Origin of the sequence: Burkholderia sp. JP2-270 (assembly GCF_003233675.1) — a bacterium.
GTDB classification, from domain to species: domain Bacteria; phylum Pseudomonadota; class Gammaproteobacteria; order Burkholderiales; family Burkholderiaceae; genus Burkholderia; species Burkholderia pyrrocinia_C.
On sequence record NZ_CP029825.1, the window covers coordinates 1,322,948 to 1,339,504 of the forward strand.

16 protein-coding genes are annotated in these 16,557 nt (G+C 66.4%); 11 read left to right on the forward strand and 5 right to left on the reverse strand.

All coding sequences use genetic code 11. The annotated features are described in order from the left end of the window. The first annotated feature begins 170 nt into the window (after positions 1 to 170). Genes DM992_RS23830 through DM992_RS23845 form a run of 4 tightly spaced genes read left to right on the forward strand, consistent with a single transcriptional unit; the run spans position 171 to position 3,714 of the window. Positions 171 to 962: a transcriptional initiation protein Tat gene (locus tag DM992_RS23830; protein WP_111018904.1), complete on the forward strand. Its 792-nt coding sequence runs from the start codon at positions 171 to 173 to the stop codon at positions 960 to 962. An 8-nt stretch (positions 963 to 970) separates the two neighbouring features. After that, the gene (locus tag DM992_RS23835) at positions 971 to 2,023 is read left to right on the forward strand and encodes a substrate-binding domain-containing protein (protein WP_111018905.1); all 1,053 of its coding nucleotides are present in this window, start codon (positions 971 to 973) and stop codon (positions 2,021 to 2,023) included. A gap of 60 nt (positions 2,024 to 2,083) precedes the next feature. Then, complete coding sequence (locus DM992_RS23840; protein ID WP_111018906.1) at positions 2,084 to 2,770, forward strand: c-type cytochrome; 687 nt, start codon at positions 2,084 to 2,086, stop codon at positions 2,768 to 2,770. Further along, positions 2,767 to 3,714, forward strand: a complete 948-nt coding sequence (locus tag DM992_RS23845) for a c-type cytochrome (RefSeq protein ID WP_111018907.1) — start codon at positions 2,767 to 2,769, stop codon at positions 3,712 to 3,714. Before DM992_RS23840 ends, DM992_RS23845 begins: the two co-directional genes overlap by 4 nt. Positions 3,715 to 3,748: 34 nt before the next feature. Here DM992_RS23845 and DM992_RS23850 read toward each other — a convergent pair whose 3' ends face one another. Next, positions 3,749 to 5,674 carry an SMP-30/gluconolaconase/LRE-like region family protein gene (locus tag DM992_RS23850; protein ID WP_111018908.1) on the reverse strand — a complete coding sequence of 642 codons (1,926 nt, stop codon included), beginning with the start codon at positions 5,672 to 5,674 and terminating at the stop codon, positions 3,749 to 3,751. A 649-nt stretch (positions 5,675 to 6,323) separates the two neighbouring features. Further along, on the reverse strand, positions 6,324 to 7,517 hold the full coding sequence (locus DM992_RS23860; protein ID WP_111018909.1) for a porin: 1,194 nt from the start codon (positions 7,515 to 7,517) through the stop codon (positions 6,324 to 6,326). 324 nt (positions 7,518 to 7,841) lie between these two features. On the opposite strand from DM992_RS23860, the gene DM992_RS23865 reads away from it, so the two are divergent. The 4 genes from DM992_RS23865 to DM992_RS23880 all read left to right on the forward strand — a co-directional run bounded on the left by DM992_RS23865 (position 7,842) and on the right by DM992_RS23880 (position 10,512). Then, on the forward strand, positions 7,842 to 8,474 hold the full coding sequence (locus tag DM992_RS23865) for a LysE family translocator (protein WP_072443725.1): 633 nt from the start codon (positions 7,842 to 7,844) through the stop codon (positions 8,472 to 8,474). A gap of 12 nt (positions 8,475 to 8,486) precedes the next feature. Continuing rightward, positions 8,487 to 9,023 (forward strand): GNAT family protein, encoded by a 537-nt coding sequence (locus DM992_RS23870; protein WP_111018910.1) that lies wholly within the window; start codon positions 8,487 to 8,489, stop codon positions 9,021 to 9,023. Between the two features lie 89 nt (positions 9,024 to 9,112). Continuing rightward, positions 9,113 to 9,847 carry a metallophosphoesterase family protein gene (locus DM992_RS23875; protein WP_111018911.1) on the forward strand — a complete coding sequence of 245 codons (735 nt, stop codon included), beginning with the start codon at positions 9,113 to 9,115 and terminating at the stop codon, positions 9,845 to 9,847. 53 nt (positions 9,848 to 9,900) lie between these two features. After that, positions 9,901 to 10,512, forward strand: a complete 612-nt coding sequence (locus DM992_RS23880; RefSeq protein WP_111018912.1) for an alpha/beta fold hydrolase — start codon at positions 9,901 to 9,903, stop codon at positions 10,510 to 10,512. Between the two features lie 64 nt (positions 10,513 to 10,576). Here the strand turns inward: DM992_RS23880 and DM992_RS23885 are convergent, their stop codons facing one another. Both DM992_RS23885 and DM992_RS23890 read right to left on the reverse strand, forming a co-directional pair. Next, a complete protein-coding gene (locus DM992_RS23885; RefSeq protein ID WP_111018913.1) occupies positions 10,577 to 11,899 on the reverse strand; it encodes an ATP-binding protein in 1,323 nt (440 codons plus the stop codon). Then, positions 11,896 to 12,636: a response regulator gene (locus DM992_RS23890; RefSeq protein WP_111018914.1), complete on the reverse strand. Its 741-nt coding sequence runs from the start codon at positions 12,634 to 12,636 to the stop codon at positions 11,896 to 11,898. The genes DM992_RS23885 and DM992_RS23890 overlap by 4 nt, the downstream gene beginning before the upstream one ends. Positions 12,637 to 12,873: 237 nt before the next feature. Between DM992_RS23890 and DM992_RS23895 the strand changes: the two genes are divergently transcribed. From DM992_RS23895 to DM992_RS23905, 3 genes are all read left to right on the forward strand, one after another. Further along, positions 12,874 to 13,446 (forward strand): thioredoxin family protein, encoded by a 573-nt coding sequence (locus DM992_RS23895; RefSeq protein WP_111018915.1) that lies wholly within the window; start codon positions 12,874 to 12,876, stop codon positions 13,444 to 13,446. 162 nt (positions 13,447 to 13,608) lie between these two features. Further along, positions 13,609 to 14,178, forward strand: a complete 570-nt coding sequence (locus DM992_RS23900; RefSeq protein ID WP_239511434.1) for a PAAR domain-containing protein — start codon at positions 13,609 to 13,611, stop codon at positions 14,176 to 14,178. A 3-nt stretch (positions 14,179 to 14,181) separates the two neighbouring features. Further along, positions 14,182 to 14,814 (forward strand): type VI secretion system amidase effector protein Tae4, encoded by a 633-nt coding sequence (locus DM992_RS23905; protein WP_111018916.1) that lies wholly within the window; start codon positions 14,182 to 14,184, stop codon positions 14,812 to 14,814. Positions 14,815 to 15,290: 476 nt separating this feature from the next. Here DM992_RS23905 and DM992_RS23915 read toward each other — a convergent pair whose 3' ends face one another. Next, entirely contained in the window at positions 15,291 to 16,385 is a 1,095-nt protein-coding gene (locus DM992_RS23915; RefSeq protein WP_111018918.1) for an IS5 family transposase, read from the reverse strand. Between the last annotated feature and the right edge of the window lie 172 nt (positions 16,386 to 16,557).

A 16,557-nucleotide genomic window follows, 5' to 3' on the forward strand; every position in this document is an offset into this window, starting at 1 on the left:
GGCGTCGCCCCCGCCTCCCGCCCGATCATCAGCCCCCCGAATATCTCCCATCCGATATCGCGATTTCCGGTATCGATCGTGCGCCTCTAGACTGGCTACGCGATGGCGACGCTGCGCCGCCTCACGGCAACGCGACACGCCCCCACAAAAACGTTCCTGGGAGTCAAGCCATGTCCGACGGGCATGCGCGCCGAGGCGCGCTCAAGACACTCGGCCTCGCGGCCGGCTCCGCACTGCTCGCCGCCACGCACCGCGTTCACGCGGCGGCGCCCGAAACCGGCACGCTGCTGCCCGGCGCCGCCACGCGCCTCGCCGACCTCACGCGCCGCCTCGCGGCCGTGCCGAGGCGGCGCGACTTCAAGACGGTGCCGATGATCCTCGACCGCCCCGACCAGTGGGATCACGCGGCGCTCGCCGAAGTGATCGGCTATCGCGGCGGCCCGAAGCAGGTGTGGGACAACACCGAGCTCGGCGGCCCGTGGCTGAACCTGATGCGCAATTCGCTGAACGCGCAGGTCTGGTCGTACGGCCATCCGGATTTCCTCGTCGTGTCGGCCACGCACGGCAGCGCGCATCTCGCGCTGTTCGACCAGGCCGCGTGGGGCAAATACGGCCTCGCGAACCTGGCCGGCGCCGCATTCCCGACCAACACGCTGCTCGACGCGAAGCCCGCGCAATCGAAAGGCGCGCACGATCACGCGCTGCCCGACGGCGCATTCTCGTCGCACGACAACAGCATCGCCGCCCTGCAGCAGCGCGGCGTCGTGTTCCTGTCGTGCCACAACGCGATCTGGGAACTCGCGGAACGGCTCGACGGCGCGAACGCGAATCCCGACAAGCTGCCGCTCGACGCACTCGCGGCCGACCTGACCAACCACGTGATCCCGTCGGCGATCGTCACGCCGGGCGCGGTCGGCACGCTGCCCGAACTGCAGCAGGCCGGTTTCACGTACGCGAAATGAGGCCTGCGATGACCTCGACCCACCCGCAATCGCCGTCGCGCCGCCGGCGGCGCACGCTGCGCGCCGCGCTGGCCGCCTGGCTGTGCTGCGCGTCCACGCTGGCGTTCGCCGCGCCCGCCGACACAGCAGCGCGCATCTTTCCGCCCTGGCAGGACGGCCGCAACAACGACGCGCTTCATCGTGGCCTCGAATTCACGGTGCCGCAGGTCGACGTGCTCGCCGATTTCCACGGCGACCTCACCGCGCCGAAGCTCGTGCTGTTCGTCGGCGGCAACTACTTCTTCGCGATGGCGCCGCTCGTCGCGAAGTTCGAGGAAGACCATCCCGAATACCGCGGCCGCATCTACTGGGAAACGATCCCGCCCGGCCTGCTCGTGAAGCAGATCCACGCGGGCGGCACGATCACGGTCGGCAACATGACGTGGACGGTCAAGCCCGACGCGTATTTCGCGGGGCTCGGCAAGATCGACGGGCTGATCGCGGACGGCACGCTCGCCGGCCCCGCGGTGCCGTACGTGACGAACCGGTTGACGATCATGGTGCGCGCCGGCAATCCGAAGCGCATCGCGTCGCTGAACGATCTCGCGCGGCCCGACGTGAAGCTCGCGATGCCGAACCCGGAATTCGAAGGCGTCGCGCGGCAGATCCGCGCGTCGCTCGTGAAGGCTGGCGGCGACGCGCTCGCGCGCACCGTCTACGACGACAAGGTGCGCGCCGGCACGACCGAGCTCACGCACATCCACCATCGGGAAACCGCGCTGTTCCTGATGCAGGGGCGCGCGGACGCCGGCGTGCTGTGGCAATCCGAAGCGGCATTCCAGGAACAGGTCGGGCATCCGCTGATGCACATCGACATTCCGGCCGCGCAGAATACGACGGCGATTTATGCGGGCGCGATGGTAAAGGACGCGCCGCATCCGGAAGCCGCGCGCGCGTGGCTCACGTTCATCCGGTCGCCGGAAGCGCTCCGGATTTTCCAGCGCTACGGCTTCGGTCGCTACGATGCGACGACCCCGATGCAGCACCTCGCGCCGGCGGATGACCGGCCCGACGCAGGCTGACCGCGTGGTCGCGCCGGCCGCGTAGCGGCGCGCACGCGACATACAACAAGGAGGGGACACGTGAACGATGCGGTCGACACACGGCGACGCCGGCTCACACCGCTGCTGCTTGCCGCAGCGGCACTGCTGGCCGGCCACGCGCACGCGGACGACGCGACGCTCGGCAAGACGCTCGCGACCCAGGGCTCGGCGACGGGCGTCGCCGCGTGCGTCGGCTGCCACGGCAGCCATGGCGAAGGCAATGCGGCGGCCGGCTTCCCGCGCCTCGCGGGCACGAACGCCGCGTATCTGTCCGCGCAGCTTGCAGCGTTCGCGGACGGCAGCCGCCAGAACCCGGTCATGCAGCCGCTCTCGAAACTGCTGACGCCGCACCAACGCGACGCGGTATCCGCGTACTTCGCGCGCCTGCCCGCGCCGGCCGGCGTCTTCACCGCCGACGCCGCGTCGATCGACCCCGCGAACACCGGCGCGTGGCTCGCGACGCGCGGACGCTGGTCGCAGGGCCTGCCCGCGTGCGCGCAATGCCACGGCCCCGGCGGCCTCGGCGTCGGCACCGCGTTTCCGCCGCTCGCGGGGCAGCCGGCCGCGTATATCGCCGGCCAGTTGAACGGCTGGAAACACGGCACGCGCCCGCCCGGGCCGATGGCGCTGATGCCGATGATCGCCGGCAAGCTGTCCGATGCCGACATCGACGCGGTGGCCGCCTACTATGCGCGCGGCGGCGCCGCACAAGGAGACAAGCGATGATCGACCGCACGACGCTGATCCGCCGCGCACGCGCCACACTGATCGGCGCGGCCTGGATGCCCTCGCTCGCGTTCGCGGCAGCGCCGCAGGATGCGCCGGCCGCGGCTTCCGCACCCGTGACCGCACCGGCAGCGGCCGCAACCGCGGCAGCAGCCAAACCGTTCACGCCGCCCGCCGAATCCGCGATGCCCGCCGACGACTGCGGCAAGACCGTGAAGCTCGGCGAGCAGATCTTCCTGCACACGCCCGAGTTCGCGGGCAAGTACGTCGGCAACAAGCTGACCTGCGCGAGCTGCCACCTCGACGCGGGCCGCCGGCCCGATTCGAGCCCGATGTGGGCCGCGTACCTGCTGTATCCGGCCTACCGCAGCAAGAACGGCCACGTGAACACGTTCGCCGAACGGCTGCAGGGCTGCTTCCGTTACAGCATGAACGGCAAGGCGCCGCCGGCCGGCGACCCGATCCTCGTCGCGCTCGAAACCTATTCGTACTGGCTCGCGAAGGGCGCGCCGGTCGGCACGAAGCTGCCGGGGCAAGGCTTCCTGAAACTGCCGCCGCCCGCGCAGAAGGCCGACTACGCACGCGGCGCCGCCGTCTACACGCAGCACTGCGCGCTGTGCCACGGCGCGGACGGCCAGGGGCAGTCGAGCGGCGGCAAGCCGGCCTTCCCGCCGCTGTGGGGCGCGCGCTCGTTCAACTGGGGCGCGGGGATGGGCGACATCCGCAATGCGGCCGGCTTCATCAAGGCCAACATGCCGCTCGGGCTCGGCGGCACGCTGACCGATCAGGAAGCGTGGGATGTCGCAACCTTCATGGATAGCCACGAACGTCCGCAGGACCCGCGTTTCACGGGATCCGTGCAGGACACGCGCGCGAAGTTCCACGATTCGCCCGACTCGATGTACGGGCTCGGCGTGAACGGCCGCGTGCTCGGCGCACCATGACGCCGGGCCGCACCGGCCAGCTCGGCCGGCGCGGTCACGGACGCCAGCGATACACGACGATGCTCGACCCGTTGTAGTTGTCCTTGGTAATCACGTACTCGCCGGTCGAGCGCAGGTACGCACGCACGCCGTACATCGAGTCGACGTCGTTGCCGACGTCCATCGCCGACGTGTTCGAATTCGTCAGCGTGGTGACGAGCGCACCGGTGTTCAGGTCGAACACGTCGATGTTCGGCACCGTGTGTACGTAGCCGACGAACAGGTAGTGGCCGGCCGCCGCGATCGATTTCGGATTCGCGCTCGTCAGGTTGATCACCGGATTCGGCGCGCTAGTGTTGCCGTTCTTCCAGCCGTGATAGACCTCGATGTGCCCGTTCATCGCGGTCCAGTCCCAATTGCCAGCGAGGCCCTGAGCGAGGATCATCGTGTCGCTGTCGGCCTGGTAGATGATTCGCGTGACCGGCGACACGGTGCTCGGCACGGGCGTCGTCGTCGGCTTGCCCCAGGATGGCTTGCCGGTCGCGTCGAAGCCCGTCATCGGGTAGCGGGAAATCGCGTTGGATCCGTCCAGCCCTGCCCACACGTCGCCGTTGTCGTCGATCGCGAAACCGGCCGTCACCTGCAGCGTCGTGTTGAACGGCTTGCCGGGCAGCGAGCCGGCCGGAATCGCGATATAGCCGCTCGCCGTGTTGAAGTAATAGAAGTTGAAGTTGCCCGGGTTCTGGCCCGACGCGACGAGAATCCGTTTGCCGCCGACCATCACGAGCTGGCCGAAGTGCTGGCCGCGCTGATAGTCTTTCATGTCGAGGCGCGGGTCCTTCGGATAGGTGAACGGGTCGACCGTGTTCGCGACGAACGTGCCGCCCGCCGAACCCGTGTACACGTTGTTGCCGCTGTAGAAGAACGCGCCGTCGGTCACCGGATCGGGCGCGGCGATCCCCTCGAAGTTCAGCGCCTGCAGCTTCCATTGCAGCGCGCCCGTCGGGCTGTACGAATGCAGGTCGGTGCTGCCGTTGCGGCCGAGATCCCAGCCGCCGCCCCATGCGTTGTTCAGCACGTACAGGTTGCCGGCCGAATCCTTGCCGAGCGCGGCGACGCGCGTGAAGCGCTTGTCGCCGACCTGCCCCTTGATGCCCGTCGTCGTGTCGAGATAACCGCCCTGCACGCCGAACGTGCCGACCTGGACCGGCAGGCCGAGGAGCCCGCTGTAGACCTTGATGTTCATGTCGGGCCCTTCGTCGCCCACCATCAGCTGGCCCATCGACGCATCGAAGTACAGCGACGCCGGCCGCGCGCCGGCCGCCATCTGGATCGTGTTCATCGCCGTGCCGGTCGCGCTGAACTGCGCGACGACGCCCGCGCTCTTGCGCGCGACCCACAGGTTGCCGGCGGCGTCGAGCGCCAGCGCGCCCGGCCCCGATACGCCGATGTCGCGCTGCCAGACGCCGTCCGTCGTATAGACGCGCACGCGGTTGCCGTAGAAGTCGCTCACGTACAGCAGGTTGCCGGCCGTCGCGAGGCCCGTGATCACGTCCGCGTACTGAATGCCCGTCCACACACTGACCGGGATGCGCAGGTCACGCTGGTTCGTGCCGCGGTTGTAGCGGCCCACCGACCCGCTGCCGAAGGTGCGGTTGTAGCCGAGCGCGACGAACAGCGACGACGAATTGCCGGTGATCGCGCCGCCCTGGAATTCGTCGTGGATGCCGATCGTGCCGAGCGGCTGGCCGTTCTGGTAGATCGCGACGCCGCCCGCGTTCTCGTCCCAGCGCGACGCCGTGTAGATCACGCCCTCGGGCGCGACCCACATCGAGCGCGCGCCGTTGCCCACGTGCGCAGCCAGCGTGCCGAACGTGTTCGCGATCCAGTCCGTCGAGTATTGCGCCTGCGCGTGACTCGCGGGCGCCAGCACGGCCATGCACATTCCCAGCAATGCCGCGCGAATTTGTTTCATTGACATGAATAATGCTCCCGGACGATCGTGTGTCGACACTGTAAATCGCGACGCATGAAATATTGGTGATTCAGGCAAGAGCGCATTCGCCGTCATCCCGAATTATTCACCGCGTGCTTTATGCCGTCCGGCGCTTTTTCGTCAATGATGGTCAAACCCGCTCGCCGCACTGCAAGGGCCCGCCGGCAGCGCGATTTCGGCGCTTTTCACCGGCATTTTCTTCCGGGTCGCCCAATGCGAATGCGTCATTTTTTCTGACATGCCCGCATTGCCTTTTCATTCCGCCGGAAAGAGGTTCGATGATTACAAATCGAAATTAAAATGAAAGAGAAAAAATATTGTCCGGCGCAATCGTCGTTTCGCAAACCGGCGTATCGGGCGTGCCGCGAACGCGGCGGGCGAAAGAAAGGAAGGAAGACTGAAGAAAGATGCGGCGGAACAAGCCGCGCACCGGCACGCGGTCGCGATCGTTCAGTTCTCGCGCGCCGCCGGCTCGCCGCGCAGCGTGACGGTGACGGCTCCGCACAGGCAGCGCGCGGATTGCGTTCCGGTCATGTCGTCTCCTCGAAGAACAGAGGCGACAGTACAGGAGCCGGCGTGCAACGTCGCCCGCACCGGCTGCGAACGACGTTGCGACCGCAACGACCTCGGCGCGTCAGAACTTCTGGCGCAGCCCGAGGCTGACGATCGCCTGCGACCGCGAGTCCGATGAATGGCCGTTCGCCTTGTCGGACACCGACGCGGTCGCGGCCACCGGTCGGCCGAGCGCGTCGAGCGTCATGCCCGACGCATGCTGGTACGCGCCGAGCAGGTACACGCTGGTGCGCTTCGACAGGTCGTAGACGGCACCGAGCGTCACGTTGTGATACTGCGCGCGATCGTCGACGCCATCGACATCGCTGCCGCGCGTGTAGCTGTAGCCGGCGAACAGTTGCGTCTGCGGCCGCACGTTCCAGCGCGTGAACACGCCCGCGACGTTGAACGTCGCGTGGCCGGCGAACAGCGAACGGTCGCCGCTGCGGTACTGCACGTTGCTGTAGTTCACGCCGACGACGGCCGGGCCGAAGTCGTACGTCGCGCCCGTCGCGATGACCTGCTGCGACTGCGCGCTCGCATAGCCTTCGTTGATCGACGAGTTGAACAGGCCGTCGTCGGTGCTCTGCCATTTGCCCGTCGTCGGGTCGGTCGCGCCCGTCTTGCTGTTGTCCGAGCGCTCGTAGCCGACGCCGACACGCAGCGGGCCCGCCGCGTACGCCGCGCCGACGCTCCACGTGTTGCGCGGCTTCATGCTGCCCGGCTGGCCGCCGAAGCCGTACAGCGCGCCGAACGTGAAGCCCGCGTAGTTGGCGCTCGTGTACTTGATCGAGCTGTCGACGCGCGCGGTCTGGTCGAGATCGTCGATGTCGCCCGGGTGCGCGCCGAACCCGCCGATGAACGACGATGGGCCGACCGGGCTCACGAAATCGTCGAGCGACGTGTACTGGCGGCCGAGCGTGACCGTGCCGTAGCGGTCGCTGCCGATGCCGACGAATGCCTGCCGGCCGAACTGGCGGCCGCCCTGGCCCGACGTGCCGTTCGTGATGTCGAAGCCGTTCTCGAGGACGAACAGCGCGCGCATCCCGCCGCCGAGATCCTCGGAACCCTTGATGCCCCAGCGGCTGCCGGACAGGTTGCCGGTCGTGAGCCCGACGCTCGAATGCCCGGTGTATGCGCCCGCCGAGCCGACCCGTTCGTTGCTGCGATAGGTCACGCCCGCATCGACGATGCCGTAAAGCGTGACGGAGCTTTGTGCGAAAACGCTGCCCGCGAGCGAGAGCAGCAGCGGTGCTGCGATCAGTTGCTTGTTCATGGTTTTGTGTCTCCGGGCGGTGAACCCGTTGTTCTATGCGAGTAGCGCGTGCGGCGGCGAGCTCCGCCGGCCATGCACGGTCGTGGCGTCCGCACGCGGGAACGCGCGCCTGCGACGGGCGCGCGCGGCGTCGCGGCTGGGCAGGCCCGCCGCGGCCGCCATGGTAGATGGAACCGGTCCCATACTAAAGCGCAATAATGAAAACAGTTTTTTGCCAAAGTCGAGATAGTCGAAAGCGCGACTGGCCGCTCGACTGCCGTGCCTGTACAGCACGGGCGCACGCACCCGATAATCGAACGCGCGCCTTCCATCGGGAGTTCCTTCATGAATGAAACGACCCTGCTGATCTTCGCCGCCGTCGCGTTCGTCGGCATCGCGACACCCGGCCCGACCGTGCTGCTCGCGCTGACCAACGGCTCGCGCTACGGCGTGCGCCGCGCGGCCTACGGCTTCGCTGGCGCGATGCTGTCCGACTTCGTGCTGATCGTCGCGGTAGCGCTCGGCCTCGGTGCGCTGCTGATGGCGTCGGCGTTCTGGTTCTCGGTGGTGAAGTGGCTCGGCGCCGCGTACCTCGCGTATGTCGGCATCCGGCTGCTGACGTCGAAGGGTTCGCTCGACGTCGCCGCCGCGCATGGCGGCGCGGCGCCCGGGCGCAACGCGTCGATCTTCGCGAAGAGCTTCCTGACCGCAGTGACGAACCCGAAGGGCTATCTGTTCTTCTCCGCGTTCCTGCCGCAGTTCCTCGATCCGTCCGCGCCGCTCGCGCCGCAATACGTCGCGCTCGCGGTCACGTTCGCACTGCTCGACGGCGCGGTGATGTTCGGCTATGCGCTGCTCGGCGCACGCGCGGTGCGGCTGCTGAAGCGCTCGGGCGCGCTGTGGCTCGAACGCACGTGCGGCGCGATGCTGCTCGCGCTTGCCGGTTCGCTGGCGCTGTACCGGCGTCATGCCGCGTAGGGGCGGGTTCCGATGAGAGTCGACGCGCCGCCCCGCTCAGGCTTTCCGGGCCTGTCGCTCAGGCAGCTCGAACGCGCGGATCTCGATGCGTGGTACGCGTACCTGTCGAACCCCGACGTGATCCGCCACACGAGCTGGAACCTGCGCTCGCGCGACGATCTGCTGCCGCTGTTCGACAACATCGAATCGGCCGCCCCCGATTCGATCCGGCGTCTTGCGATCGTCGACACCGCATCGGGCGCGCTCGCCGGGACGATCGGGCTGCATACGGTATCCACCGCGAACCGCTCGGCGGAAATCGCGTACGACCTCGCGCCGTCGCACTGGGGGCGCGGAATCGCGAGCGCGCTGTGCGAAGCCGTCACCGCGTGGGCATTCGCGGACGGCGGCTTCATGCGCGTCCAGGGCGTCGTGCTGACCAGCAACGCCGGCTCCGCGCGCGTGTTGCAGAAGTGCGGCTACCGCTACGAAGGGCTGCTGCGCGCGTACCGGATGGTGCGCGGCACGCCGGGCGATTTCGCGATGTACGCGCGCCTAGCTTCCGACTGACGCGCCGCGCGCGGCATCACCCGCAAGCGCGATTGGACGGCCCGCGCCGAATTGGCGACAATCGCGGTTCCCTGCCTCGACGGTCCGCCATGAAAATCGCCGCGCTCTCCGACATCCACGGCAATCTCGCCGCGCTCGACGCTGTGCTCGACGACGTCCGCCGCCGCGGCGCCGACGTGATCGTCAATCTCGGCGACATCGTGTCGGGCGCGCTCCATCCGGCCGAAACGGCCGACCGCCTGATCGCACTCGACCTGCCGACCGTCAAGGGCAATCACGAACGGCAGCTGCTCAGCGGCGATCGCGAGTCGATGGGGCTGTCGGATCGCTGGGCGCGCGACACGCTGCGCGCCGACCATCTCGACTGGATCGCCGCGCTGCCCGAACGCGCAACGCTCGACGACGACGTATTGATGGTGCACGGCACGCCGGACAGCGACCTCGTCTATTTCCTCGAAACGGTCACGCCCGACGGCTGCCGCGCGGCAACGCCCGACGAGATCGCGCAGCGCGCGGGCGACGCGCCGGCGTCGCTGATCCTGTGCGGCCACACGCACGTGCCGCGCACCGCGAAACTCGCCGACGGCCGGCTGATCGTCAACCCGGGCAGCGTCGGGCTGCAGGCGTACGCGGACGAGAGGCCGCATCCGCACCGCATCGAAACCGGCTCGCCGCATGCGCGCTATGCGATGGTGTCGCGCACGGCGGCCGGCTGGAACGTCGAATTCCATGCGGTCGAATACGACTGGCACACGGCCGCCGCCACCGCGGCAGTGCGTGGGCGCGACGACTGGACCGTCGCGCTGCTCACGGGCCGGTGCTGACGCGCCCGCGCCTCCCCGTCACCCCGCTTCGTTCATCGGAAAACCGACTCGCCATGCCCGTTCCGTCGCAACTGCTCTTCCTGCCCGGCGCATCGGGCAGCACCGCTTTCTGGCAACCGCTGGCTGGTCTGCTGACGTATCCGGCCGAGCGGCGGATCGTCGGTTATCCGGGCTTCGGCGATACGCCGCGCGATCCGTCCGTCGACGATTTCGACAGCCTCGTGCGTCATGTGCTTGAAACCATCGACCGGCCGACCGCCGTGATCGCGCAATCGATGGGCGGCGTGATCGCGATGCGTGCGGCGCTCGACAAACCCGAACTCGTCACGCACCTGGTGCTGACGGTCACGTCCGGCGGCCTCGACATGGAAGGGCTCGGCGCGCAGGACTGGCGTGCCGGCTTCGCCGAAGCGAACCCGCAACTGCCCGACTGGTTCCTGACGTTCCGCGCCGACCTGTCGCGGGACATCGGCCGCATCGCGCAGCCGACGCTGCTGCTGTGGGGCGACGACGATCCGATCAGCCCCGTCGCGGCCGGCCGGCGCCTGCTCGAGCGGTTGCCCGATGCGCAGTTGCAGGTCGTGCCGGGCGGCCGGCACGATCTCGCAGCCGTGCATGCGCATGCGCTCGCACCACTGGTCGACACGCATCTGCAGCGCGTGTGACGTCGCGCTTCAGCTTCACCGTCGACACGAACCCGAAACCGCGGCGCTAGCGCACCGCATCGCATTACCCCGCATTCCTCAGCGTCAGCCTCGCCTCCAGCCCGCCGCCGTCCGGCCGGTTGTTCAGCGTGAGCGTGCCGCCCATCGCGAGCGCCAGTTGCCGCGCGATCGCAAGACCGAGCCCCGTGCCGCCCGTCTCGCGGTTGCGCGACGTCTCCACGCGCCGGAACGGCTCGAACACCGCGTCGAGCTGATCGTCCGGAATGCCGGGCCCGCGGTCGAGCACGGCGATGACCGCGCCGCCGTCCGGCGCGACGTGCACGTCGATCTCGGCCGCGCCCGCGAACTTCAGCGCGTTGTCGACGAGGTTGCCGACGATGCGGCGCAGCGCCTTCGGCCGCGTGACGAGCGCGAGCGGCGCGCGGCTGTGCAGCGCGACGTCCTGCCCCGCATCCGTGTAGTCGTACACGATGCTGTCGAGCAGCGCGTCGAGATCGATGCGGCGCGCGGCCTCCTCGGTACCGTGCAGCGTCCGCGCATACGCGACGCCCTCCTTCACCAGATGCTCCATCTCGATCAGGTCCTGGCGCAGCTTCGTGCCCTGCACGTCGTCGTCCATCACGTCGACGCGCAACCGCATCCGCGTGATCGGCGTCTGCAGGTCGTGCGAGATCGACGCGAGGATCTGCATGCGTTCGGCCATGTACTGCGCGATGCGGTCCTGCATCGCGTTGAACGCGCGCGCGGCGCGCGCGACCTCGGACGGCCCGTCTTCGTTCAGGCGTTCGCCCTTCAGGTCGGGGCCGAGCGCGTCGGCGGCCTGCGCGAGCTGCTTGAGCGGGCGCGTCGCGAGCCGCACCGCGAGCCAGCAGCACGCGGCCAGCACCGCGAGCTGCAGCACGAGCACGACCGGCAGCCAGCCCGACAGCGGCACCGTCGACATCGGATGAATGTCGATCGTCAGCGGCGACCCGTCGGTCAGCCGCAGGTGCACTTGCAGATGTTCGCGGTCGCCGGGGATCGCGTTCGCGGTCAGCGGGTAGTCGCCGCCGATGCCGTCGGAAATCGACCGCTCGACGCGCGCCGACAGCCGCGCTTCCGGCGGGGTGCCCGTTTCGCCGGGGCCGAGGATGAACGTATAGCTGCGCCGCGCGAGGCGCGGCAGCCACACGGCGCGCTCGGCGGGCGGCAGGTGGTCGAGCAGCGCGACCGAGCTCGCGACCTCGCGCTCGATGTAGCCCATCATCAGGTTGGTGGTCGCCTGGTCGCGCTCGGTCACCGTCAGCCAGAACGACAGCGTCTGCGCGAGCGCGAGGCCCACGCACAGGATCAGCGCGAGCCGCGCGAACAGCGAGCGCGGCCAGTGCCACAGCGTGCGCGCGCTCATGACGTACCGTCGACGGCGGTCACGGCCGACGAGAACACATAACCCTCGTTGCGCAGCGTCTTGATGTAGCGCGGTTCGCGCGCACCGTCTCGCAGCCGCTGGCGCAGCCGGCTCACGAGCAGGTCGATCGACCGGTCGAACGGGTCGGACTGCCGCCCCTGCGTGAGGTTGAGCAGCTGGTCGCGCGTCAGCACGCGCTGCGGATGATCGAGGAACACGCGCAGCAGCCGGTATTCGGCGCCGCTGAGCGCGACCAGCGTGCCTTCGGCGTCGAGCAGGTGGCGCCCCGTCGTGTCGAGCCGCCATTCGCCGAACGCAAGCAGCTCGGCCGTTTCCGTCACCTGCATGCCGGGCGGCAGCATGCGCGCGCGGCGCAGCACCGAGCGGATCCGCGCGAGCAGCTCGCGCACCGCGAACGGCTTGGCCAGGTAGTCGTCGGCCCCCATCTCGAGACCGATGATGCGGTCGGTTTCCTCGCCGCGCGCGGTCAGCATCAGCACCGGCACCGTGCGGAACTTGCCGGCGCGCAGATCGCGGCACAGCGTGAGGCCGTCCTCGCCCGGCAGCATCAGGTCGAGCACGATCAGGTCGGGCGCGCCGTCGTCCAGCGCGTTGCGCATCTCGCGGCCGTTCGCGGCCAGCGACACGCGCATGCCGTTCTTCTCCAGGTAGCCCGCGATCAGTTCGCGGATCGCGCGATCGTCGTCGACGATCAGCACGTGGTCGATCTTGTCCATGAGTCGGTGTCGTTGTCGGTGTCGGTGTCGGGTAGTTCGGCAGGCGTTGTCCGCTTTTATACCGCACGGCGGGCACGCGTTTGTATCCCAATGTATCGCGCGGCCGTGACGACACACAACATTGCACACGCGCGGCTTGCCGGACACATCGCAGATACGTCGGCGCAGCCTAATGGGGCCTGTCGAAACCCGTCCGGCTGCCGCTCCGAGCGGCGGCCTCCCGATCAGGAGAACGCCATGCTGCCCCGCCTCAAGACCGCCGCCCTCGTCATCGCCCTCGCCGCCGCGGCCGGGCTCGCCGCCTTCGCCGGCACCCGCGCCGACGCGGGCACGACGACCTCGCTGGCCGGCACGCCGGCACCCGATTTCACCGGCATCGACCGCTGGCACAACAGCGCGCCGCTCAAGCTCGACCAGTTGCGCGGCAAGGTCGTGCTGGTCGACTTCTGGACGTACTCGTGCATCAACTGCATTCATACGATTCCGTACGTGAACGACTGGTACCGGAAATATCGCGATCAGGGGCTCGTGGTGGTCGGCGTGCATACGCCCGAATATCCGTTCGAGCGAGACGCGGGCAACGTCGCCGATGCGATCAAGCGCTTCGGCATCCGGTATCCGGTCGCGCAGGACAACCGCTACGACACGTGGCGCGCGTACGGGAATCAGTATTGGCCCGCGCTGTACCTGATCGATGCGAGTGGAAAGGTCGTCTATACGCGTTATGGCGAAGGCGGGTACGACAAGACCGAGGCGGCGATTCGCGGTGCGCTCGCGCAGGCGGCGACAGGGGAGAAACGAACGCAATAGAGGGTACCAGCGGCCGGCGGAAACCGATTCGGCGATCGCAGCATGATGTTTTGTCCGCAACAGTTGATGGCTGCAACGCTCCATCTCAAGCCATCCTATCAATATCAAGACACGTTATAGCGCCGCGCAGCTACGATTACTGCTTTCCGAGAGGGCCGAACAATGAATAGAAGAATTGCCGTTGTTGGCGATAGTCTTTCAAGCGGCGGGACAATTAGCCCATACGACGGCCCGCGATTCCTCGTGCACGGCCATCAAGCAGCCCTGATTGGGGGTAGTGCATTCTGCCCCGCATGCCAAAGCATCGGCACCATCGCGAAAGCAGGCGGCCCATATCGACTCAAGTTCCGGGGAGAAGTCGCGCTAGACGACGATGTCGTCCTGTGTGGCTGCTCGACTCCACCTCGCATCGTTGCATTACTTGCCGGTGAGGCGTGGTGCAGTGACGGGCTAAAGGGCCTCGGAGAAGTTGTTTCGAGTCGCACGACAACGGGAGGCGTCGCATCGATCAGGGAAAGGCGCATTTCACCAGCAAGTCGCTGCGACGGTGGCCAGCGGTGCCATTGTCAGGCCAGAAGGCTATCCGTACTACATCGAGACTGCGGACGGACGTACATTCAGGCGTGCTCGATGCGAGCGGCGAGCTACCACGCATCCATACCGGTGATGCCTCAGGAGAGTTCACCGTCTATTGGGGAGACGAGGCCATTGCCAAACAACACGGAGGGGTAAGGCATGCCTAATCCCGCCACGAAGGTCCGCACGATCGACACACCGAAATCAAAGAAGCCCGTACAACTCAAAGCGCTATCCTTTCAGGAGTTTTGGAACGCGTACCCGACTAAAGACCCATACAACGACCCCACTGGCGAGTATGAGAACCAATGCGCCATTCGCATGAGCGTCACGTTTCACAGCATTGGTAGCGACATGAAGTCGTTTTCGCAAAATGTGTTAAAACCGATGCCTGGCAAGAAGACGCTCGGCCGTTTGATTCTGAATGGAAAGGCGACCGCGACCCGCGCTTACGAACTGGCCGAATGGTTGAAGCTTCGTCCGTTTCTAGGTATGGGTAAGCCTGAAAACATCACCGGTCAGGAATGGCAAGACAAGGTAAAAGGTCGAACCGGCATCATCTACTTTTTCGGCTATTGGCGGCAGGAAGGCGACTCCGCCGGCGCATTGAGCGGCGGCCATATTGATTTGTGGAACAAAGATACGCTTACTCCGTCTTTTGCCTCATTTTGGCGGTTTCGCCTTGGCAGACAAACAATGCCAGATCCAATGTCATGGTTTCGCGGTCGAATCGAAAATAGGATATCTGATCTAGGGGAATCCAAGGAAATTTTATTTTTGGAAGTGAAATGAAGCGCATAGCTTTCGTTGCTCTAGGTTTCGTATGGGGTCTACTCGTCACGGGGGCATCGTTCTATATTTTCAATCGAATCAATTGGCCCAAACCATCGTCCCCTTCAGCCGGTTGTGGAGAACCCTGTGGATCTCACGCCGGGCTAGTCGCGACGATGCTATTTATTCTCTTATGGCCATCGATTGTCTTTGCCGCACTCAATGCCTTTTCTTACAAACGATGGTCTCAGCGCAAATGGACCGTCTCGTTCGTCACCGTGACCTTGTTGGCGGTTCTGTTTCACCTTGCGACCTATGTGATGCCCATGCTAGGCCCTAGCAGGCTGTTGAAAAGCGCCTCGTTTTGACGACCGGAACGCGGTTTAAAAGGGTTTCGTATGCGATTGGCTGCTGAGTTTCAGACGGATCGTGCCGGATGCCCCGCTGGTGAGCGGGTCGGCCGGCGCGTTGCCGCGCAACGGCAGCGCTTGGGCGGCTCATCGCGCCGCTCCTTGTGGCACCGCTGCCAGTATTCGAGCCATTCGAGTCAGGTTGCTCGCCAGCATCGTCAGTTTGAAGTGCTGGTCGACCCGTTTGATGCCGCGATACGCAGTCTGTCGAATCCTGCCGACGGTCTTGCCCCAGCCGAAGTGCTCTTCGATGCGCTTGCGAATGACTTGGCTGATGCCATAGCCGGCGTGTCGCGAAGTGCGGCCGTCGATCGCGCTGCCGCCTTGATGCGTGTCGTTGCGCGCGACGTGTGGCGTCACTTTGCGAGCCCGGCAATCCCGGACAAAGTCGCGCATGTCGTAACCCTTGTCGGCGCCGAGCGTCTTGGCGTGACGACCCGGCACACAGTCGAGCAGGCGCAATGCACTTACACGTTCGCCGAAACCGTCAGCGTGGCTGACCACTGCGCCGACCACCAAGCCCGAGCGGTTCTCCATCAGGATGTGCCCCTGATAACAAAGGATGGCTCCGCTTTGCCGCCCCTTTCGGAACAGACGCGCATCCGGATCGGTACTCGATTCGTGCGTGTCGTTGCTGCGCCGCTTGCCTTTCCAGTCGGTGTCGGCATTGCGGCCACCGCCGGCCGGTGGATCGTCCGAACCGTCCTTGGGTCGGAAGCTCTTGTGGCTGGCCCACGCCTGGATCAGCGTGCCATCGACCGAGAAGTGTTCTCTAGACAGCAGCCCTTGCTTGTCGGCCAAGCTCATGACTTCGGTAAAGAACGCTTCGACCACTTCGTGCTCGAGCAAACGATCGCGGTTCTTCGAGAACACCGAGTGATCCCAAACGGCGTCTTCAATCGCCAGCCCGACGAACCAACGGAACAGCAAGTTGTAGCGCATTTGTTCCATCAGCATGCGCTCGCTACGCACCGAGTAAAACACTTGCAACAGCAGCGCACGCAGCAGTTTCTCGGGCGCAATCGATGCTCGACCGCTGTCTGCATAGATCGTGCTGAACAGCCCATTGAGTCGCTTCAGCGCTTGATTGACCAGCAGTCGAAGCGGCCTCGATGGGTGATCGGCCGGAACAAAATCTTCCAGCTTTACCGTCGTGAACAGCGGTTCTTGCATCTCGTCCATTCCGCGCATCGCTCTCGTCTGCCCAAGGTCATGAACACGATATCTCTAACGCACCGCCCTCAGGGCTCGTTTACACCGTATCCAATTTCAACAGCCTGCTAGCGCCTAACCATTCGCCCCATAGAGGCCAAATGAAACGGCTGCCGACATCACCGGATGGTTTTTTGTGAGG

Bases quoted from the DNA above. Each gene is read 5' to 3' on its own strand.
- DM992_RS23830 (WP_111018904.1), top strand. From the start codon at position 171: ATGTCCGACGGGCATGCGCGCCGAGGCGCGCTCAAGACACTCGGCCTC.
- DM992_RS23835 (WP_111018905.1), top strand. From the start codon at position 971: ATGACCTCGACCCACCCGCAATCGCCGTCGCGCCGCCGGCGGCGCACG.
- DM992_RS23845 (WP_111018907.1), top strand. From the start codon at position 2,767: ATGATCGACCGCACGACGCTGATCCGCCGCGCACGCGCCACACTGATC.
- DM992_RS23850 (WP_111018908.1), bottom strand. From the start codon at position 5,674: ATGTCAATGAAACAAATTCGCGCGGCATTGCTGGGAATGTGCATGGCC.
- DM992_RS23860 (WP_111018909.1), bottom strand. From the start codon at position 7,517: ATGAACAAGCAACTGATCGCAGCACCGCTGCTGCTCTCGCTCGCGGGC.
- DM992_RS23865 (WP_072443725.1), top strand. From the start codon at position 7,842: ATGAATGAAACGACCCTGCTGATCTTCGCCGCCGTCGCGTTCGTCGGC.
- DM992_RS23870 (WP_111018910.1), top strand. From the start codon at position 8,487: ATGAGAGTCGACGCGCCGCCCCGCTCAGGCTTTCCGGGCCTGTCGCTC.
- DM992_RS23875 (WP_111018911.1), top strand. From the start codon at position 9,113: ATGAAAATCGCCGCGCTCTCCGACATCCACGGCAATCTCGCCGCGCTC.
- DM992_RS23880 (WP_111018912.1), top strand. From the start codon at position 9,901: ATGCCCGTTCCGTCGCAACTGCTCTTCCTGCCCGGCGCATCGGGCAGC.
- DM992_RS23885 (WP_111018913.1), bottom strand. From the start codon at position 11,899: ATGAGCGCGCGCACGCTGTGGCACTGGCCGCGCTCGCTGTTCGCGCGG.
- DM992_RS23890 (WP_111018914.1), bottom strand. From the start codon at position 12,636: ATGGACAAGATCGACCACGTGCTGATCGTCGACGACGATCGCGCGATC.
- DM992_RS23895 (WP_111018915.1), top strand. From the start codon at position 12,874: ATGCTGCCCCGCCTCAAGACCGCCGCCCTCGTCATCGCCCTCGCCGCC.
- DM992_RS23900 (WP_239511434.1), top strand. From the start codon at position 13,609: ATGAATAGAAGAATTGCCGTTGTTGGCGATAGTCTTTCAAGCGGCGGG.
- DM992_RS23905 (WP_111018916.1), top strand. From the start codon at position 14,182: ATGCCTAATCCCGCCACGAAGGTCCGCACGATCGACACACCGAAATCA.
- DM992_RS23915 (WP_111018918.1), bottom strand. From the start codon at position 16,385: ATGGACGAGATGCAAGAACCGCTGTTCACGACGGTAAAGCTGGAAGAT.